Source organism: Nitrospinota bacterium, assembly GCA_035528715.1.
Classification (GTDB): Bacteria; JADFOP01; JADFOP01; order DATKYB01; family DATKYB01; genus DATKYB01.
Genome location: DATKYB010000133.1, coordinates 1 through 17,218 on the forward strand (window position 1 = coordinate 1; position 17,218 = coordinate 17,218).

17 protein-coding genes are annotated in these 17,218 nt (G+C 35.3%); 3 read left to right on the plus strand and 14 right to left on the minus strand.

Translation table 11 applies throughout. The features are described from left to right. Both VMW81_09575 and VMW81_09580 read right to left on the minus strand, forming a co-directional pair. On the minus strand, positions 1–456 hold a 456-nt coding region (locus tag VMW81_09575), incomplete at its 3' end, for a glycosyltransferase family 9 protein (protein HUU51187.1). Between the two features lie 110 nt (positions 457–566). Continuing rightward, entirely contained in the window at positions 567–1,448 is an 882-nt protein-coding gene (locus VMW81_09580; protein ID HUU51188.1) for a lysophospholipid acyltransferase family protein, read from the minus strand. A 282-nt stretch (positions 1,449–1,730) separates the two neighbouring features. Between VMW81_09580 and lptF the strand changes: the two genes are divergently transcribed. The 3 genes from lptF to VMW81_09595 all read left to right on the plus strand — a co-directional run bounded on the left by lptF (position 1,731) and on the right by VMW81_09595 (position 5,422). Then, positions 1,731–2,918 (plus strand): LPS export ABC transporter permease LptF, encoded by a 1,188-nt coding sequence (gene lptF / locus VMW81_09585; protein ID HUU51189.1) that lies wholly within the window; start codon positions 1,731–1,733, stop codon positions 2,916–2,918. Positions 2,919–2,931: 13 nt separating this feature from the next. Then, a complete protein-coding gene (lptG, locus tag VMW81_09590; GenBank protein HUU51190.1) occupies positions 2,932–4,014 on the plus strand; it encodes an LPS export ABC transporter permease LptG in 1,083 nt (360 codons plus the stop codon). 121 nt (positions 4,015–4,135) lie between these two features. Continuing rightward, positions 4,136–5,422 (plus strand): radical SAM protein, encoded by a 1,287-nt coding sequence (locus VMW81_09595; GenBank protein HUU51191.1) that lies wholly within the window; start codon positions 4,136–4,138, stop codon positions 5,420–5,422. A 5-nt stretch (positions 5,423–5,427) separates the two neighbouring features. Here the strand turns inward: VMW81_09595 and lpxK are convergent, their stop codons facing one another. The 12 genes from lpxK to VMW81_09655 form a co-directional block, all read right to left on the minus strand. Next, a complete protein-coding gene (gene lpxK, locus VMW81_09600) occupies positions 5,428–6,516 on the minus strand; it encodes a tetraacyldisaccharide 4'-kinase (protein ID HUU51192.1) in 1,089 nt (362 codons plus the stop codon). Positions 6,517–6,527: 11 nt separating this feature from the next. Next, on the minus strand, positions 6,528–7,826 hold the full coding sequence (locus VMW81_09605) for a 3-deoxy-D-manno-octulosonic acid transferase (protein HUU51193.1): 1,299 nt from the start codon (positions 7,824–7,826) through the stop codon (positions 6,528–6,530). Then, a complete protein-coding gene (locus VMW81_09610) occupies positions 7,826–8,473 on the minus strand; it encodes a lysophospholipid acyltransferase family protein (GenBank protein HUU51194.1) in 648 nt (215 codons plus the stop codon). The genes VMW81_09605 and VMW81_09610 overlap by 1 nt, the downstream gene beginning before the upstream one ends. Before the next feature lie 186 nt (positions 8,474–8,659). After that, positions 8,660–9,799: a lipid-A-disaccharide synthase gene (gene lpxB / locus VMW81_09615; GenBank protein ID HUU51195.1), complete on the minus strand. Its 1,140-nt coding sequence runs from the start codon at positions 9,797–9,799 to the stop codon at positions 8,660–8,662. Positions 9,800–9,809: 10 nt separating this feature from the next. Beyond that, positions 9,810–10,649: a UDP-2,3-diacylglucosamine diphosphatase LpxI gene (lpxI, locus tag VMW81_09620; protein ID HUU51196.1), complete on the minus strand. Its 840-nt coding sequence runs from the start codon at positions 10,647–10,649 to the stop codon at positions 9,810–9,812. A gap of 30 nt (positions 10,650–10,679) precedes the next feature. Continuing rightward, positions 10,680–11,678 (minus strand): Gfo/Idh/MocA family oxidoreductase, encoded by a 999-nt coding sequence (locus VMW81_09625; GenBank protein HUU51197.1) that lies wholly within the window; start codon positions 11,676–11,678, stop codon positions 10,680–10,682. 15 nt (positions 11,679–11,693) lie between these two features. After that, positions 11,694–12,461, minus strand: coding sequence for an acyl-ACP--UDP-N-acetylglucosamine O-acyltransferase (gene lpxA, locus VMW81_09630; GenBank protein HUU51198.1), 768 nt, complete (start codon positions 12,459–12,461; stop codon positions 11,694–11,696). A 38-nt stretch (positions 12,462–12,499) separates the two neighbouring features. After that, the gene (gene fabZ, locus VMW81_09635) at positions 12,500–12,928 is read right to left on the minus strand and encodes a 3-hydroxyacyl-ACP dehydratase FabZ (GenBank protein HUU51199.1); all 429 of its coding nucleotides are present in this window, start codon (positions 12,926–12,928) and stop codon (positions 12,500–12,502) included. A gap of 59 nt (positions 12,929–12,987) precedes the next feature. Further along, positions 12,988–14,010, minus strand: a complete 1,023-nt coding sequence (gene lpxD / locus VMW81_09640) for a UDP-3-O-(3-hydroxymyristoyl)glucosamine N-acyltransferase (GenBank protein HUU51200.1) — start codon at positions 14,008–14,010, stop codon at positions 12,988–12,990. 16 nt (positions 14,011–14,026) lie between these two features. After that, complete coding sequence (locus VMW81_09645; protein HUU51201.1) at positions 14,027–14,500, minus strand: OmpH family outer membrane protein; 474 nt, start codon at positions 14,498–14,500, stop codon at positions 14,027–14,029. Positions 14,501–14,598: 98 nt separating this feature from the next. Then, the gene (bamA, locus tag VMW81_09650) at positions 14,599–16,878 is read right to left on the minus strand and encodes an outer membrane protein assembly factor BamA (protein ID HUU51202.1); all 2,280 of its coding nucleotides are present in this window, start codon (positions 16,876–16,878) and stop codon (positions 14,599–14,601) included. 38 nt (positions 16,879–16,916) lie between these two features. Beyond that, a partial coding sequence (locus VMW81_09655; GenBank protein HUU51203.1) for an ATP-dependent Clp protease ATP-binding subunit ClpC occupies positions 16,917–17,218 on the minus strand: 302 nt, incomplete at its 5' end.

A 17,218-nucleotide genomic window follows, 5' to 3' on the forward strand; every position in this document is an offset into this window, starting at 1 on the left:
TAGGTTTTTTACAAGGTCTAAATAATATTCAACCTGATGTTTCTTAAAAGTATCCTCTTTGAAATCTATTTTTTCAGTTAATAAAAATCCCCTTTTATCTCTGTTATATCCCATTCTTATTGGGATGCCCGCAAGAAAAACGATTAAGGCGGAATGAAAGGAATTAGGCAGTAAGATTGCCATGTCCCAATTCCCCTTGGAGAGCTTTCTTATTAATCCCATCTCGGCTAATGCCTTAATTCCTGTTCTTTTAAAGTAGGGAATGACTTCGTCAATATGAGGGCTTACTTCCCAAAGCGGCGATAGCCCCTCTTTTACCAGTATCCCTAGGTGAGCTTTTGGAAAGATCTTTCTGATTAATTCTACCGCCGGTATGGCTAGGACACTGTCCCCCACCCAATTGACACCCCTAACCAGGATTCTTTGAATATTGTCTTTATCTAAATTTATCACCATTAAACGTCATATTTTAAAAAAGAAATTTTTTAAAGAAAACGTCTGTAAGATTTATTTTAAAAGCTTTCAATACAGGATACCTAAGCAATTCTTTATCTGAATTTTTCCCTCTACTTCTTCTGGGTCTTCCATCGCCTGTGCATCCATAACCAATTCTCAGGATACTGCCTGACATAAGATTCGATTATCTTAGTAAACTTGGCCGTATTTACCTCAATATCTCTCTTCATATCACCTGATATATCTAGCTCTACGCTCTGACCAACAACTAACTTATGAAATCCTGGCCCCTTTCTAATTAAAAAACTTGGGTATACAGGTAAACCAGTCCTCAAAGCCAAGATAGCAAGAGAAGGGGTTGTACAGGCAGGTTTTCCAAAAAAATCTACAAATATACCCTCAAGTGGTGAGGTATTCTGGTCTAAAAGTATTGCAACCGGCTCATTATTCTTGAGTACCTTTAAAACTTCCCTTAAAGCATTGTGTTTGGAAATCACCTTGTTTCCATAATAACTTCTGAGATCATTGATCATTTCATCTATCAAGGGATTATCAATGGGTCTAGCCACAACATTTATAGGGGCTCCTTTTAGAGACGTCACAATGCCCATCAATTCCCAATTACCAAAATGTGCAGTCAATAAAAGGCAGTTCTTTCCCTTTTTATATTTTCTAAAAGCCTCATTGTAACCTACAAACTCTATATTCTTCTCACACCACTGCCTGCCATGTTTTTTAGATAGAAAAAACTCAACAAGGATTAATCCCAGATTTTGGAATGACTTCTTTGCAATATTTCTTATTTCTTTAATATCTTTCTCATGCCCAAAAGCGACCTTTAAATTTTCAATGGCTATATCACGTCTTTTCTTATGTAAAAGAAACAATAGATAGCCCACTCCCTTACCGATTCTGGAAGCAACGGAAAAAGGTAAGAGATTTAAGGTTATATAAAAAAATCTTACAAAAAGATATTCTAGTCTGTTTAGCACAATCTAAATTTTTTCCTATTCGTGAGATAAAATCCTTCCAAATATCTGTTTTTTCAGTATTTAAATAATTTTAAATAACAGATTTAAGCTGTTCTGTCAATAAAATTAAATGTAGAATCAGAATGAATGAACTATCTTAATAATCTTGAACTCCGATTAAAAATTGATAATTTGTATCATAAGCCTTTGTAATAGCTTAATAATAGCCTTTACAATTTCATACAAATAGTGTAATTATCTCCTATCCTTTTATCTTCAAATAGATGATTTATAAAACTCATCATGAAAATTATTAATAGATATATATTAAAGGAGTTATTTTATACATTTTTATTATCAATATTTGTCTTTACGATTGTCCTGATATTAAATAAGGTTCTTCAATTAACTGAACTCGTAGTAAACAAAGGGGTACCTCTCGTAACAATCTTAAAGCTTCTTTTATTTCTATTCCCTTCTTTATTAATAATCATTATACCTATATCTATTTTGGTAGCGTCTATCACTACTTTCAGCCGTCTCTCAACAGATAACGAGATAATTATATTAAAGACCGCGGGAATAAGTTTATACAGGCTTCTCCTCCCCATCATTATATTATCTCTGTTTGCCTATCTTTTTACAAACTTTCTAACATTTAAAGCACTACCATGGGGAACACAATCCTTTAAGAATCTTATGTTTCAAATCATCCAGTCTAAAGCCAGCTTAGATATAAAGGAAAGAATCTTTAATGATTATTTTGACGGTCTTGTAATATATGTAAACGAGGCTCCTATGTCTAATAAACTAATGAAGGGTGTATTTATTTCCGATTCAAGAAAGAGTGAAAATCCTCAAACCATAATCGCAAAAGAAGGTGTATTGTTAATTGATCCCGTATCCATGAAGGTTCTATTAAGACTGAAAGATGGTTCTATTCATCAATTAGAGAAAACAAAAGATTCATATCAACTGATTCATTTCTCTACCTATGACCTTTCCCTCGATATTTATAAGACTTTGTCTGCTAAAAAAGATGAACCAAAGACACTAAAAGAAATGACAATTTCAGATATCAAGAAAAAGATAGAATCACTAAAAAAAGGAACCAAAGAATATAATCGTGCCTTAATCGAATACTATAAGAAATTTTCATTCCCTATTGCTTGTTTAATTTTAGGATTTATAGGTGCGCCCTTAGGTATTGTAAATAGACGTTCAGGAAGGTCAGGAGGGTTTGCTATAAGTGCTATCGTTGTATTTTTTTATTATGTGATGTTAACCATGGGCGAAGGGCTAGGGGACGAAGGAAAAATTCATCCTCTCATTGCTATGTGGTTTCCAAACTTATTATTGAGTATTATGGGCATCTATCTGGTAGTAAAAACAGGAAAAGAATCTCCCTTTAAGATATCTGGTTTTATCATTAACCATATCGTCTTTTTCATAAAAAGGATGAAAAATATATTTTTAAAGTATTATCAATAAGTAGGGATACCTCTTGAAAATTATAAAAAACTATATAAGCAGAGAATTTTTGAAAATGTTCTTCACAATATTAATCTCGTTTATCGGTATATATTTTATTGTCGAATTTTTTGAAAGAATTGATGATTTTGTCGAACATCATGCTAACTTCTATGATTCTATAAGCTACTTTGTATTTAAAATGCCACTTATTATCTCTCAAATAACGCCCTTTGCAGTATTATTAGCCACTGTTTTGACCTTTTGTATTTTTTCTAAAAATAATGAGATCATTGCAATGAGGTTATCAGGTATCAGTCTTATGGAAATCTCATCCCCTCTCATCTTGCTTTCTATATTGATTAGTATTTTAAGCTTTATTGGTAATGAACATATCATCCCTTATACTAACCAAAAGTATAATTTTATATTCGATGTGAAAATAAGGAAAAAACAACCCAAAGGAATATTTAGAACGGATAAAATCTGGTATCACGGAGAGGAGAATACGATATGGAATATACAGCTTTTTGATGGAACAAAAGATGTGATGCGAGGAGTTACCCTCCATAAGTTTAACGAAGAAAATGTATTAATAGAAAGAATTGACGCTTCATTGGTAAAATGGAGAGACGGAAAATGGAATTTTCTAAATGGAAATATCGTAAGATTTACCCAAGATGGTGGATTCTCATCAGAAAGTTACGAATCCAAAAATATGTTTTTCCCTGAAGAGCCGAAAGATTTCAAAAACATAAAAAAAGACCCTGAAGAAATGAGTTTTAATGAAATCTATTCTTACGTTAAAGAATTAAAGAAAAAGGGATTTGATGACACCAAATATTCCGTTGATATGTATGGTAAACTTGCCGCACCTCTGAGCAGCTTCATAATGGTTCTATTCGGGATCCCCTTTTCCCTAAAGTCAGGTCGGACGGGAGGTATTTTTAAAGGTATTGTCGCTACAATAATAATTGGCTTTAGCTATTGGATCATCTCTTCTATTGGAATAACCTTAGGACACTCAGGGGCTCTTCCCCCTCTGATCGCCGCATGGACCCCCAACATTCTCTTTATTGCTATTGGGCTCTATCTATTGATAAGTGTCTGGCACTAATGAACTTTCTTGTTTCATCGCTGTCTAATATAGCTTTTGGCTTGACATTCGCAAGATATTCTGTTATCAATCAAACCTAAATTTGAATAAATAATTTTTTGAAAATTAAAAAGGTTGGCAGATGAACCATTATGACATTCTAGGTTTAGATTTAGAATTAGAAAACGGGAAGGTCGAAGGAAAAGTCACTGGAACCCTTTCAAAATATCTTCAGGACTATTTTAATTTTTATCTAACGCAGTTAAATAAAAACAAGGTTCTTGCTGTAAAAAATGGGGGTAACGTCTATACTCTCTTTTTGCCTCCCATTCCAGGAAAGGCAGCTATAGAAGATATTACAAGAAAACTCCTTCGAAAAGCCTTTAAAAGAACTGTCCCTTCAACATGCACTCTTTCAACTATTAATACCTGTCAAGCAGACTGCCTTCATTGCAGTGCAGCTCAATCTATGAAACAAACTAAAAAGGCTCTTTCAAACGAAGAATTTAAGAATGTTATCGATCAGGCAATAGAACTGGGAGTGGTAAACATCACTTTAACAGGTGGAGAACCCTTGCTTAGAAAGGATCTTTTTGAGCTCATTCATTATGTAGATAAAGAAAAGACAATCTGCCCCATGTTTACTAATGGTGAATTTCTTACAGAAGCTAATGTAAAAAAGTTAGATGAAGCAGGTATATTTTCAGTAATGGTAAGCCTTGATAGCCCTGATGCCAAAGAACATGATGAGATGAGAAGAAGGCCGGGGTTATTTAATAAGGCAATAGAAGGGATAAAGAGAATGCTAGATAGAGGAATGCTTGTAGGCATATCAACTTATGCTAGCCAAGAAAACATTGCTGATGGTAAATTAGAAAAGCTTCTTTATCTTGGAAAAGACTTAAAAGTCCATGAACTAGTCATCTTTGATGCCGTGCCAACGGGTAGATTTATAGATAAAAAGGACTGTATGCTGACAGACTCGGATAGAGAAAAGATAAGAAAGATAACTGAGGAATGGCGAACAAATCCCGATTTACCTAATATTACCGCTATGTCTTGGGTAAATAGTCCTCAAGGCTCTGGCTGTTTTGGTGCCAATGAACAGTTCTATATGACAGCTTGGGGAGATATTACGCCTTGCGACTTTACACCCCTTGCCTTTGGAAATATAAGAGAAGAATCTTTGCAGACGATATGGATGCGGATGTTATCCCATCCAGCCTATAGTACCCCTCATCAAAAATGCAGGATGCAAGATCCCGATTTTCGTAAACAATATATTGATTGTATGCCTGCGGGAGCTGACCTTCCTATCGAACTCTGGAAGGATGAAAATGCATTTAAAGAATCAGATAATGGTTTTAAACCATCGGATTCTGCTAAAAAATCATCTATCCCATTAACGATCAGAACCTCTGGTTTTTAATATGTTTAATCTTGCAATAAGCTAACAAGATCTTCTTCTAGTTTTTTTTCTTCTATTACATTAGTCCTTATCCTTAACACCCAGAAAGGAAATTCTGTAGGTAAGTATCTGAGAAGTCTTATCCCATCCTTTTCTGTGGTTATCACAAGATCAATATTATTTGAACGAATCATATTTCGGATATAGTTCAAGTCTCTATCCGAAAAGTCATGATGATCTGGAAATATAAAGAAATCTTTAATATCTGCGTTTAAGGATTTTAGGGTAGACCTAAAAGATTCAGGCTCAGCTATACCACAAAAGGCTAACACTTTTTTGTTCTCTAAAAATGATACGTCTTCTTTAATGCTTTCATTTAAGTTTATCAATTCAGAGGGTTCAAAAGAACTATAGTAGAAAGGTATATTCTTATTAATTTTTTTCTTTAATAAATTAATTTGAGGCTCAAGAATAGAACTATATTTTGAAAAAACAATTCTATCAGCTCTGTTAATTTCTTTTAAGGGCTCTCTCAAAATTCCAACAGGAAAAAGTTTATAGTTGCTTAATAATTGTCCTGCATCTATAAGAAGGATATTTAAATCCCTCGCTAATTGAATATGCTGGAATCCATCGTCTAAGATGAGTACTTCTGCACCAAATTTTTCAATGGCAATAGTACCTGCTTTAAATCTATTCTTGCCAACAATGACCGGTATTCCTTGAAGGCTCTTTGCTAACATATAAGGTTCATCTCCGGCATTATAAGGATCTAACAAAATATATTTTTCATCTGAAACGATATCTATTCTATTTCTTCTCTTCCTTTTATATCCTCGACTCAATATTGCTACTTTGTAACCTTTGTCTTTTAATTTTTTAGCTAACAAAATAACAAAAGGAGATTTACCAACACCACCTAAAGTAATATTCCCAACACTGATGACTTTAGTTGGAAGGCTCTTGATATTGAATATATGAGTGATATAAAAAAAACGCCTCACAAAATGAATCATTCTATAAAGTAAAGAGAAAAAAAAGAGAAGGATCGAGATAGACCTAGAAATAATATCATTCCTTTTTCCATATATTATTTCTCTTAAAAATCTTTCCATTGTCATCTCATTTAGATGAATCTGTCTAATATCTCCAGACTCTTTAATACAGAGCCATGATTTTCCTCTATAGCCTTATATGCCTTTTCTCCTGATTCTTTCAATCTCTCGTTGTTTTTCAATAATTCCTTTGCTTTGATAATAAATTCAGTTTCATTATTAATCTGAATGCCCCCACCTATTTCTTTTATTACGCTAGCGATCTCTAAAAAATTATCCATATAAGGACCAAAAAAAACAGGTCTTTTATAGATTATGGGCTCAAGGATATTGTGCCCACCAATTTTAGGTACCAGACTTCCTCCTACAAAGATTATTGTACTGATGCTATAAAATTTTGATAATTCTCCTAAGGTATCTAGAATCAAAACATTATTTTTATCTATAAAAGCCTTGTTCAATTCATTAGTAATAGAAGTCTTTCTTATAGCTCCAAATCCTTCTCTCTTTATCAAACTCTCTATCTCTCCTACCCTCTCTAAATGTCTTGGTGCAATAATAAGAACAAGGGAGGGATATTCCGTTTTAATATTACGGAACACATTTAAAACTTTGCCCTCCTCCCCTGGATGGGTACTTCCTGCAATCATTATCTTTTCATTTTTCAACTGGTCTAAGGAACCCTCTCTATTTTCTTTGTCTTCACTTGAAATCAACATCAATGCCTGATCAAATTTCATGTTACCCAATACTTTAACTCTTTCCTTTTTAGCTCCAAGCTCGATAATCCTCTCAGCATCCTTTTCTGTTTGCATACCAAAAAAGGAAAGATAGAATAACACCCTTTTCATAAAAAATCCTATCATCTTATATTTTTTAAAAGAACGACTAGAAATCCTGCCATTAAAGATTACAGAGGGGATATTTTTTGTATAAAGAAATCTTAGAAAGTTCGGCCATATCTCAGTTTCCATTGTTATAAACAATTTTGGATTCAAATATTCTATCACCCTCTTTATAATCCATGGGTGATCAAAGGGGAAAAATATAATATTCTCTGTCTCTTTTATCTTATTCCTTGCTGTATTATTTCCTGTCTCTGTTACCGTTGATACAACAATATCCAAAGTAGGATATTTCTTCTTGATCTCTTTAATGAGGGGCAGCGATGCATTAACCTCTCCAACAGAAACCGCATGAAGCCATACTGGCCTATTTCCTTTTAGCCTTTGTTTTATATCAAGAGAAATATAACCTAATCTCTCTTTAATCCCCCTTCTGTATTTCTTTGTGGTTAAGACCTTAAATATTAAAAAGGGAAAAAGTATAATCGTAACTAAATGGATTAATAGATTATAAAGTAAATACATTATAATTTTCTTTTCTCGAAGTATTTATCCGCTACTTCTGTAATCTTGTTTAAATTTTTCTCTAGCTCAAGCCTTTTCCCCTCTATTGTTTCATTGTCAGCATCCTTTGGTACAATTATGGGCTCTCCGTAAATTACTATGACCTTTGAAAAGGGAAGGGGAAGAAGAAACCTGTCCCAGCTATTAAAAATCTTTTTTCTTCTCGCATTATATGTAACGGGAACTATTGGCGCCTCTGAAATCTTAGCGAGGTTGATAGTACCTCTTTGAGCCTTATATCTTGGGCCTCTAGGTCCATCAGGGGTTATGGCAGCATGGTAACCCTTTTTTAGCTGTCTTGCCAAATTTATGAATGCACTTTTCCCTCCTCTAGAAGAAGAACCTCTTATAGTTTTGATACCCATATAATGAGTAAACCCACTGATTAGTTCACCATCTCTGCTTTGGCTGATCATCATATAGGCATCTCTCTGATTTTTATATATGTAACCAAATAAGAGAAGCCTTCCGTGCCAAAAGGCCAAGATACCATTCCGTCTACTTTTTATAGATTCTTCTATCTCTTTATTTATATACTCAATCCTTAATGTTTTTCCTATTAAGTTAACTATTAGATATCCAAAAAAGGATAATAATCTCACCGACATTTTTTATCATAAAATGAATAAGTTGTTAAAAACATTAAAATTATAGCATTGGGAAATAGGGGTTTCAACCCTTTTCTAGGTAAGCAGCAAGAAAGAAGCGATATAGCACAGTATTTAAACTCTTATGTCTAACGAAACTTCTATGGAGAGTACAAAAAACATCCTATTGGGGTGAAGATATATCCTCTAAACAGAGGCTGTCGTTCTATTCTCTAAAAAATCAGAAATCTTTTGAGCGCACCTCATCGATGCCCCAGGCTCTCCCAGAACCTGCCTGATCTTTAAAAGCTCTTCCTTCATCGAATTATAATAATTACTCTCCTTCAATGCCTTTATTGTGATCTCTGCAATCTTCTTCGGGCTTGCTTGATATTGCCTTAATTCTGGAACGATCTCTTTCCCTGCAATAATATTTACAAGCCCAAAATAAGGAATCGTCAAAAACGTCTCAACCAGAAGCCATTCGAATAGTGTTCCTCTGTAAAAGATGACCATCGGTTTCTCTAAAAGAGCTGTTTCTAATGTTGCTGTGCCTGAGACAACGATGATAAAGTCTGCAGTATTCATCGTATCATAAGTGAGATCTTCTGTGATCTTTATTTCTAGATCTTTTTTACTAATAAACTTCTCCACCTGTTGTCGATCAAGTGTTGTAGCCAAGGGAAGGATAAATTGGGATTCAGGCAGGGCTTTTTTTATGATCTCTGCTGACTGAATTATAATAGGAAAATTATGTTTTATCTCTATCTCTCTGCTTCCAGGAACAAGACAAATTATCGGTTCGTCCATCTCTAAATCAAATCTATGACATATCTCCTCTTTGGAATAAGGTGTCTTTACAAGATCAATTAAGGGATGACCGACAAACTCCACATCCACCCCTGACTTTTTATAAAATTCTACCTCAAAAGGTAAAATAACCAGCATCTTATCCACATATCTTTTGACCTTTTTTATTCTCCACCTTCTCCATGCCCAAATCTGAGGGCTTATATAATAAATAACCGGGATACCTATCTCTTTGGCTGCCTTTGCTAATCTCAGATTAAAATCTGGCAAATCTATAAGAACAATAGATGCGTATTTTTTGCTGAGGAGTTCTTTTTTTATTCCATTAAAAACCCTCTTTAAGAAACGGAGTTTCCCAACGGCCTCAAAAATCCCAACAACGCTGATATCTTCAGCATTAAACAAGGCCTCAACGCCAGCCCCCCTCATTTTTGGACCGGCCACTCCCTTTATCTTAAGATCAGGTCTTAATTGAGAAATGGCTTTAGCCAGCTCACTTCCATAGAGATCGCCTGAGCCCTCTCCAGCTACAATCATCAGGTTCAACTTACCCTTTTTCCTCCTCCTTTGAGTCATCCACTATAATAATCGATACTCCTGCCTTATCTGCCATGGAAATCACTTGGTCTATATCCATAATATATATTTTTTTGAACTCTAATGCTAAGACGGATGCTTTATATTTAATCATTCTCTTTAGGGTCTCTATGCCAATTGCTGGTACATCCATGCGGAAATCATCCTTGATTCTGCTTACCTTTATGACAACCGCATTCTTTTCTACTAGGGAACAACCACGCTTAATAGTCTCATCTGTTCCTTCAATCGCTTCCACTGCTAGGATTGCCTGGTTTTTTACAACGATGGTTTCTCCGATATCTAATTTTGCAACTTCTTTTGCTAAAGACAAACCATATTTTATGTCCATCCATTCTTTCTCTGTCGGTTCTCTTTTGGTTAACACCCCTTTTGGGGGAAATAATTCGTCGAGGAAAAATCTCTGATCCATAATATTTAAACCTTCTTGCTTAAAGATCTTAGCAATGCCAGACATAAGTGTATCATCATTCTTATTTATAATTTCCTTAAGAAACTTTAGAGCCTTCAGGTCAAAACCTAACTTATCAAAGATAACCTTCTTGTTAATCCTTCCAATGATGATAATATCCTTTACCCCCTCACTCTTTAGGGTATTTAAGATCTTCTTAGACTCTCCAATTCCTAGGTGATGGATTTTATCAGAATAGGGGGATAATGTCTTTTTTAGATATTTACTTAGAACAATCGTGGTTAAAGAAAATCCTCTCGCCTTGGCAGACCTTGCAACTTTTATGGGAAGTTCGCCTTCTCCGGCAATCAAACCGATCTTATTTTGCACAATATTCACTACAAATAATTCCCGTTAATTTGGAATGAATTAAGATTCTTTGAATTCAATCCTGTTTTTTTTAAATTTTTCAATGATCTCTAAAGCCACGTTTAAGGAATGAAGCTCTCTTTCAATAGAAGCCGAATTTTCCTTTTTGTTGTTCAAATGGTTCGTCACACAATCAATCAGATGTTTTATCTCCAGCTTCAAAGGGTTTTCTTTATGAACAAATATCCTTTCAATAAACGACTCCTGTTTGTATCTGAGCTCTTCTTTGGTAAGGGTGTGTTCTGAAGAAGCCTGTCTGTGGATATGAATATCTTGATCTGTATAATCTAGAAATATATAGGCATCCTTTTGGGTTATTGCCAGTGTTCTTATCTTGTTTTGGGTGGCACGGCTCGCAACAATATTTGCGATACAGCCATTCTCAAAACGTATCTGGACATTCGCAAGATCTTCATGTCCTGAAAAAACAGAAACACCCATGGCATTTATCTCTTTTATCTTTGAGTCTACAAGATCGAGTATGATATCGATGTCATGAATCATTAAATCTAAAACAACACCATCATTCTCAACCCTTAGATCATAGGGCCCTAATCGTCTTGAATCAATAAATATAGGATTTGAAACGATCTTTTTCAGTTCCTGAACTGCTCCGTTAAACCTTTCTACATGGCCAACATTTAATACGACACCACTTTGTTCAGCAATCTTAAAAAGTTCTTTCGCCTCTTCCGGGTTCTTTGTTATAGGCTTTTCTAATAATACATGAATTTTTTCTTTCAAAAAATCTTTTGCGATTTTGTAATGAGACTTAGTAGGCACGGCAATGCTCACTATATCTAATTTACCAAATAATTCTCTATAATCTGTATACGCTGTGGTATTGTATCTCTTTGCTATCTCTTCTGCTCTCTCTTTATTTATATCTGCAATACCTACCAGTTCCACATTAAAAAGCTCGGAATAGACCCCGACATGATAGCTTCCCATACGTCCAACACCAACAACGCCTGCCTTTATATGATTAACATCTATCATGACTCACTCCTCTGTTCAAGCACATATGCCCCGCTCACTCTTTTCTATAAATTCTATCAAATGGGCAATCTCCTTCTCCATTTTTATCTCTTCTTTAATCTTTTCCAATGCCTGAGATGTATTAAGATTAGAATGATAGAGAACTTTGTAAGCCTTTTTGATATTATTTCGAGTCTCTTGACTTATACCTGCCCTTCTTAATCCTACAACATTCACAGCCCGTATTCTTGAGGGGTTTCCCTCTGCAATAAAATAAGGAGGAATATCTTTAACCACTCTTGAAGTCCCGCTAACCATAGCTAAAGTTCCAATTCTTACGAATTGATGGATAGCTGTATGACCGCCAATAACTACTCTGTCCTCTACGGTCACGTGACCCGAAATCCCTACAAAACTTGTTATGATCACATGGCTCCCAATAAGACAATCATGACCAACATGGGAATAGGCCATAAAGAAGTTATTGTGACCGATACATGTTGTCTCTCTTTCTTTGCATGATCTATGTATGGTAACAAATTCTCTAATAATATTGTAATTACCTATTCTAACATATGATTTTTCGCCTTTATAACCCATATGCTGAGGCGCTTCTCCAAGAACAGCACCAGAACTTATCTGACAGTTTTCCCCTATTTCAGTCCAGCCTTTAATGACAACATTCGAATCGATTTTTGTTCCCCTGCCTATCCTCACATTTTCGCCAATAACAGAATAGGGGCCTATGGAGACATCAGAATCAATCTCTGCTCTCTTATGAACAGAAGCAAGTTTATCAATCATTTTTATCCATAAAATCCTTTACCCAAAAGTTTTATATATCAGTCCCCAATCATTGCCTGCACTTCTGCCTCAGCAACCAAATTATCATCTACATAAGCATTCCCTTTAAGACGCCATATCTTTCCTCTATGCTTCAACACCTCCATTTCAAACCTTATCTGGTCCCCTGGTACCACAGGTCTTCTAAATTTTGCCTTATCGATACCCATAAAATAGGCTACCTTTGTCTCTTCCCTTCCCATGGACTCCATGGCAAGAATACCGGCAACCTGCGCCATCGCCTCGATAATCAGAACTCCTGGCATTACGGGAATCCCAGGGAAATGACCAGTAAAAAAGGGCTCATTTATGGTCACATTCTTTATACCGACAATGCGCTTATCCTTTTCTAATTCTAATATTCTATCAACAAGTAAAAAGGGAAACCTGTGGGGCAGATACTTTTGTATCTCTTTTTGACCTAACATATCACACTCCTCTTTAACATGATTTATTGAATTTTATAATAACCACTTTTTTACAAATTTTATTTTTTATCCTTTTCTATCTTTGATATTTTCTTACCGAGTTCTTTTAATGACTTAACAAATTCCGGCAATCTGGGTAAGAGGACATGGACCTTTCTCCACGAACTGTGATCCATGGAGGGGGAACCAGACTGAATGGATTTAGGAGGAATATCGTGGGTGATTCCGGATTGAGCAATTACAATAGAATGATCCCCTATCTTCACATGATCCACCACACCAACCTGACCGGCAAGAACTACATGATCCCCAATCTCGCAGCTTCCAGAAATACCTGTTTGAGAGGCTATAATCGTATTTTTACCGATACTGACATTATGAGCCAGATGAATGAGATTATCTATCTTTGTCCCTTTCTTTACAATTGTCTTGCCAAGATTTGCCCTATCAATACATACATTTGCTCCTATCTCAACATCATCCTCTATGCACACACTTCCAACATGGGGTATTTTATAATAACTCTCATCATCCAACTTTACAAATCCAAAACCATCGCTTCCGATTACTGTGCCGCTGTGGATAATAACATTTTTCCCAATCCTTACATTTTCATATATGCTGACATTTGGATAGATTACAGTGTCATCTCCAATCCTGCAGTTATCACCAACGAATACCCCTGCATACAGTATCACTCTATCACCGAGCTCTACATCACTTCCTATATAAACATGGGGAAAGATGGTTATATCTTTCCCCATCTTTACATTCTTCTTTATTATCGCATTCTTATCGATTCCTTTTGGACAGGGTTTTTTCGGATAGAATATTTCGAGAAGCTTTGCAAAGGCGAGATAGGGATTCTCTACAATAATTGAGGGGATGGGAATATCAAGATCTTTATCTGTGATTATAGCAGATGCCTTACAATGCTTAAGCTCCTTGATATATCTCTTATCAGACAAAAAAGTAATATCACCTTTTTTAGCTTCCTTTATTCCTGATATGCCCTTGATCTCAATGTGAGGCTCGCCCTTTAAATCTCCTTTAATTAATTCACAAACCTTCTCCAGCTTCATAAATATCTTTTATAAACTATTTCTTTTTTTTATGCTGTTCGTTGTATATTTTTGTTATTTTATCGGTAATATCCATATCTTGAGAATAAAAGAATAATCCTGACCTGCTTCCAAGAATGAGACTAAATTTATCCTTTCTTCCTACATCAACTATTATTCTGCCAATATCTTTTATCATCTTTTGACTCAGTTCATCCCCTTTCCTCTTTATCTCCGCCTCTGCATCATTTGCATATCTCTTTAGCTCTCTTAATTCTCGTCTATACTCGGCCTCTTTCTCCTTTCTTACAGACTCACTCAAAACCAAACTCTTTTTATTTAACTCATCTCGAAGCTTTTTTGCCTCTGCCTCCCTCTCTCTAATTATCTTCTGTGTCTTTACGATTTCTTTTTCGATAAACTCTCTCGCCTCTTTTCCCCTCAAAGAGTCATTCATAACTCTATCAAGATCGACTACAGCAATCTTAAGAGAAGAATCTGCAAAAGCCAACCCCGAGGATAAAACACTAACAAAAAAATAAAAAAATATTACTTTTAGCAAAGATGAGGATTTCATAGATAGAGAACTCCTTATTATATTTTTTTAAGTTATAAGGCGCCCGCTCCCATTTTAAAGTGAAACTCACCTGGGCTTTCACCAGGTTTTTGGTCTAATTTAATGCCGTAATCAAAACCCATCGGTCCGATAGGTGTAAAAAGTCTGATGCCAGCACCTATAGCACTCCTTAAATTAAAGGGATCAAAATCCTTGATATCACTGTATACGTTTCCAGCATCTAAAAATCCAATCCCCGTTATATTCATTTGATTAACGAGAGGGTAACGAAGCTCTGAACTCCACAAAAATCGAGAGTCACCACCAACGGCCTCGCCACCTTCTTGTGGACCTACCTCATTATACGTAAAGCCCCTTATTGTTCCTGATCCACCAGCAAAAAAGCGCTCAAATATAGGGAGCTCTTCACCACCAAGGCCTTGAGCAAACCCGCCCTGTACGAATTGACCAAATACGAGCCTTTTTTTCTTCCAAACAGGGATATATTTTCTCGTTCCTACAATAGCTCTATAAAATTCATTATTACCCCCTAAGGGCCCGCCAGCGAATTCTGTACTAAAAAAAGTTCGGCTCCCTCTTGTAGGAGCAAATCTCCTATCGCGTGTATCCCTCACTATTGCTGGCATAATACTACTCGTCATCGTGGTTCCCTCCTGAGACCTTATATAAGATGAAGTAATTCCTGGATCAATATTACTCACTTCAACATCTTCTAATTTATAATGTATGGTTCCGGTAACATTTTCTCTCAACTCCTTACTAAAGCCAAAACCCCCTCCCTGAGAATCTTGATTAAAATATAAATAATCCCTTTTTAAATTGAAAAGGTTCGAGTTAAACCCTATTGAAGAGTCAAATAGAGCAGGATTTTCGAAGTTGATTTTAAATTGAGTCGTTACGCCCGAAAGATAGGTGGCAAATTGAAGCTTGTGTCCTCTTCCGAATAGATTGTTCTGGGCGACTGAGCCACCAAAGATCATATTCTCTACAGAACTGTATCCGCCCCCGAAGGAAATCACACCCGTATCCATCTCTTTGACCCTTGTCTCAATGTCTATAATATCATCTTTTTCACTTCTGGTTGTATCTATCTCTACATCACTAAAAAATCCGCTAAAGTCTAATGCTCTTTTGCTCTTTCTCAGCTTTTCACTATCAAACACCTCACCTTCACTTAGCTCAAACCCTCGACGGATAACATTATCTCTTGTCTTGAGATTTCCAAGGACATTGATATTCCCAACAAACATCCTTTTTCTCTTGTCAATATTATAGACAACATTAACCACCTTTTTTTCTAAATCTGTCTTTGTTGAAGGTGCGATATCAACAAGGGCATAACCTTTCTTAGCATATAACTCCGTTAAAAGATTAATATCTTCTCTTAAAATGGACCTGCTGAAAGTATAACCCTCTCTAAGAGATAGTTTTTTATACATTTCCTCTTCTGAAAGATCAGGATCCCCCCTGAAACTTACCTTCCCAACACTAAACTCTTCCCCTTCTATGATGGGGATCGTCACATATATTTTTCCCTTACTTCTATTAATTTCAACCCTTGGCTCTCCTGCCTTAGCCATGATATAGCCTTTATTGGAATAAAAATTTTCTATCAAAGAGATATCGTTCTTTAACACTTCCTCTACATATGTCCCCTTCTTGGTAATAAAAGAGAAGAGGTTTTCTTCCTTTATCAGCATGACTTTTCTTAGTGTCTTCTCATCAAATGATTTATTTCCAGAAAAGGCGATTTTGTCCACAGACATCTTCAGACCTTCATCAATTTTTATCTCCAAATCTACCCTGTTTGCATCTATTTCTTTCACATAAGACTCAACGTCAGCAAAAAGAAATCTTTTGGTCTGATATAAAATCTTTATTTTCTCTATGGACTCTTTTATTAAGTTTTTGTTAATAATTGTATTCTCCTTAATAGTCAACTCTTTTCTAATATCATCCTCCTTGATCTTTTCATTACCTGATATGATTATATTTCCTATGGAAGATTTTTCAGAAACAACAAATATTATCTTCAGCCCCCCTTCAAAATCCTGCACATCGATCTTAACATCTTTAAAGAATCCTAAATTATAAATCTTTTTTAAGTCATCCCTTAATTGATTTACTGAGAATCTATCTCCTACCTTAGACTTGATATGAAACCTAATTGTAGATTCCTCAACTTTAAAATTTCCTTTTATTTCTATCTCCTTTATTTTAAGAACTTCTCTTTCAGCAGATGCAGCATTAACGAAAAAAAGAAAACTCCATAAACAAATAAACATAAGTAAAGGCTTATGTTTTATCCTCATTTTATAACCCTGTATAAGCTTTATAACTTATCTAATTACTAAGTATTAGATGTAACCAAATCTTTCTTATCAATAAATACTAACTGATCCCCCTCTCTTTTTACTACCACTACTCCGCCATCTCTAAACTTTCCTCTTAATATTTCTTCTGATAGAGGATCCTCTATATATTTCTCCATTGTTCGCTTTAAAGGCCTTGCTCCATAAGCAGGATCAAATCCTTCTTTTACTAACCACTGCTTGACAAGATCGTCCATCTCTAAGGTCAGACCCCTTTCATCTAATAGATGGGCATTAAGCTTTTTAAAAAACAGATCTACAATCTCAACGATATTCTCCA

Bases quoted from the DNA above. Each gene is read 5' to 3' on its own strand.
- lpxK (HUU51192.1), bottom strand. From the start codon at position 6,516: ATGGAAAGATTTTTAAGAGAAATAATATATGGAAAAAGGAATGATATT.
- lpxB (HUU51195.1), bottom strand. From the start codon at position 9,799: ATGATTGTAGCTGGAGAGGGCTCAGGCGATCTCTATGGAAGTGAGCTG.
- lptF (HUU51189.1), top strand. From the start codon at position 1,731: ATGAAAATTATTAATAGATATATATTAAAGGAGTTATTTTATACATTT.
- VMW81_09605 (HUU51193.1), bottom strand. From the start codon at position 7,826: ATGTATTTACTTTATAATCTATTAATCCATTTAGTTACGATTATACTT.
- VMW81_09625 (HUU51197.1), bottom strand. From the start codon at position 11,678: ATGATAGATGTTAATCATATAAAGGCAGGCGTTGTTGGTGTTGGACGT.
- lpxD (HUU51200.1), bottom strand. From the start codon at position 14,010: ATGAAGCTGGAGAAGGTTTGTGAATTAATTAAAGGAGATTTAAAGGGC.
- bamA (HUU51202.1), bottom strand. From the start codon at position 16,878: ATGAGGATAAAACATAAGCCTTTACTTATGTTTATTTGTTTATGGAGT.
- VMW81_09610 (HUU51194.1), bottom strand. From the start codon at position 8,473: ATGTCGGTGAGATTATTATCCTTTTTTGGATATCTAATAGTTAACTTA.
- fabZ (HUU51199.1), bottom strand. From the start codon at position 12,928: ATGTTAGGTCAAAAAGAGATACAAAAGTATCTGCCCCACAGGTTTCCC.
- VMW81_09595 (HUU51191.1), top strand. From the start codon at position 4,136: ATGAACCATTATGACATTCTAGGTTTAGATTTAGAATTAGAAAACGGG.
- lpxA (HUU51198.1), bottom strand. From the start codon at position 12,461: ATGATTGATAAACTTGCTTCTGTTCATAAGAGAGCAGAGATTGATTCT.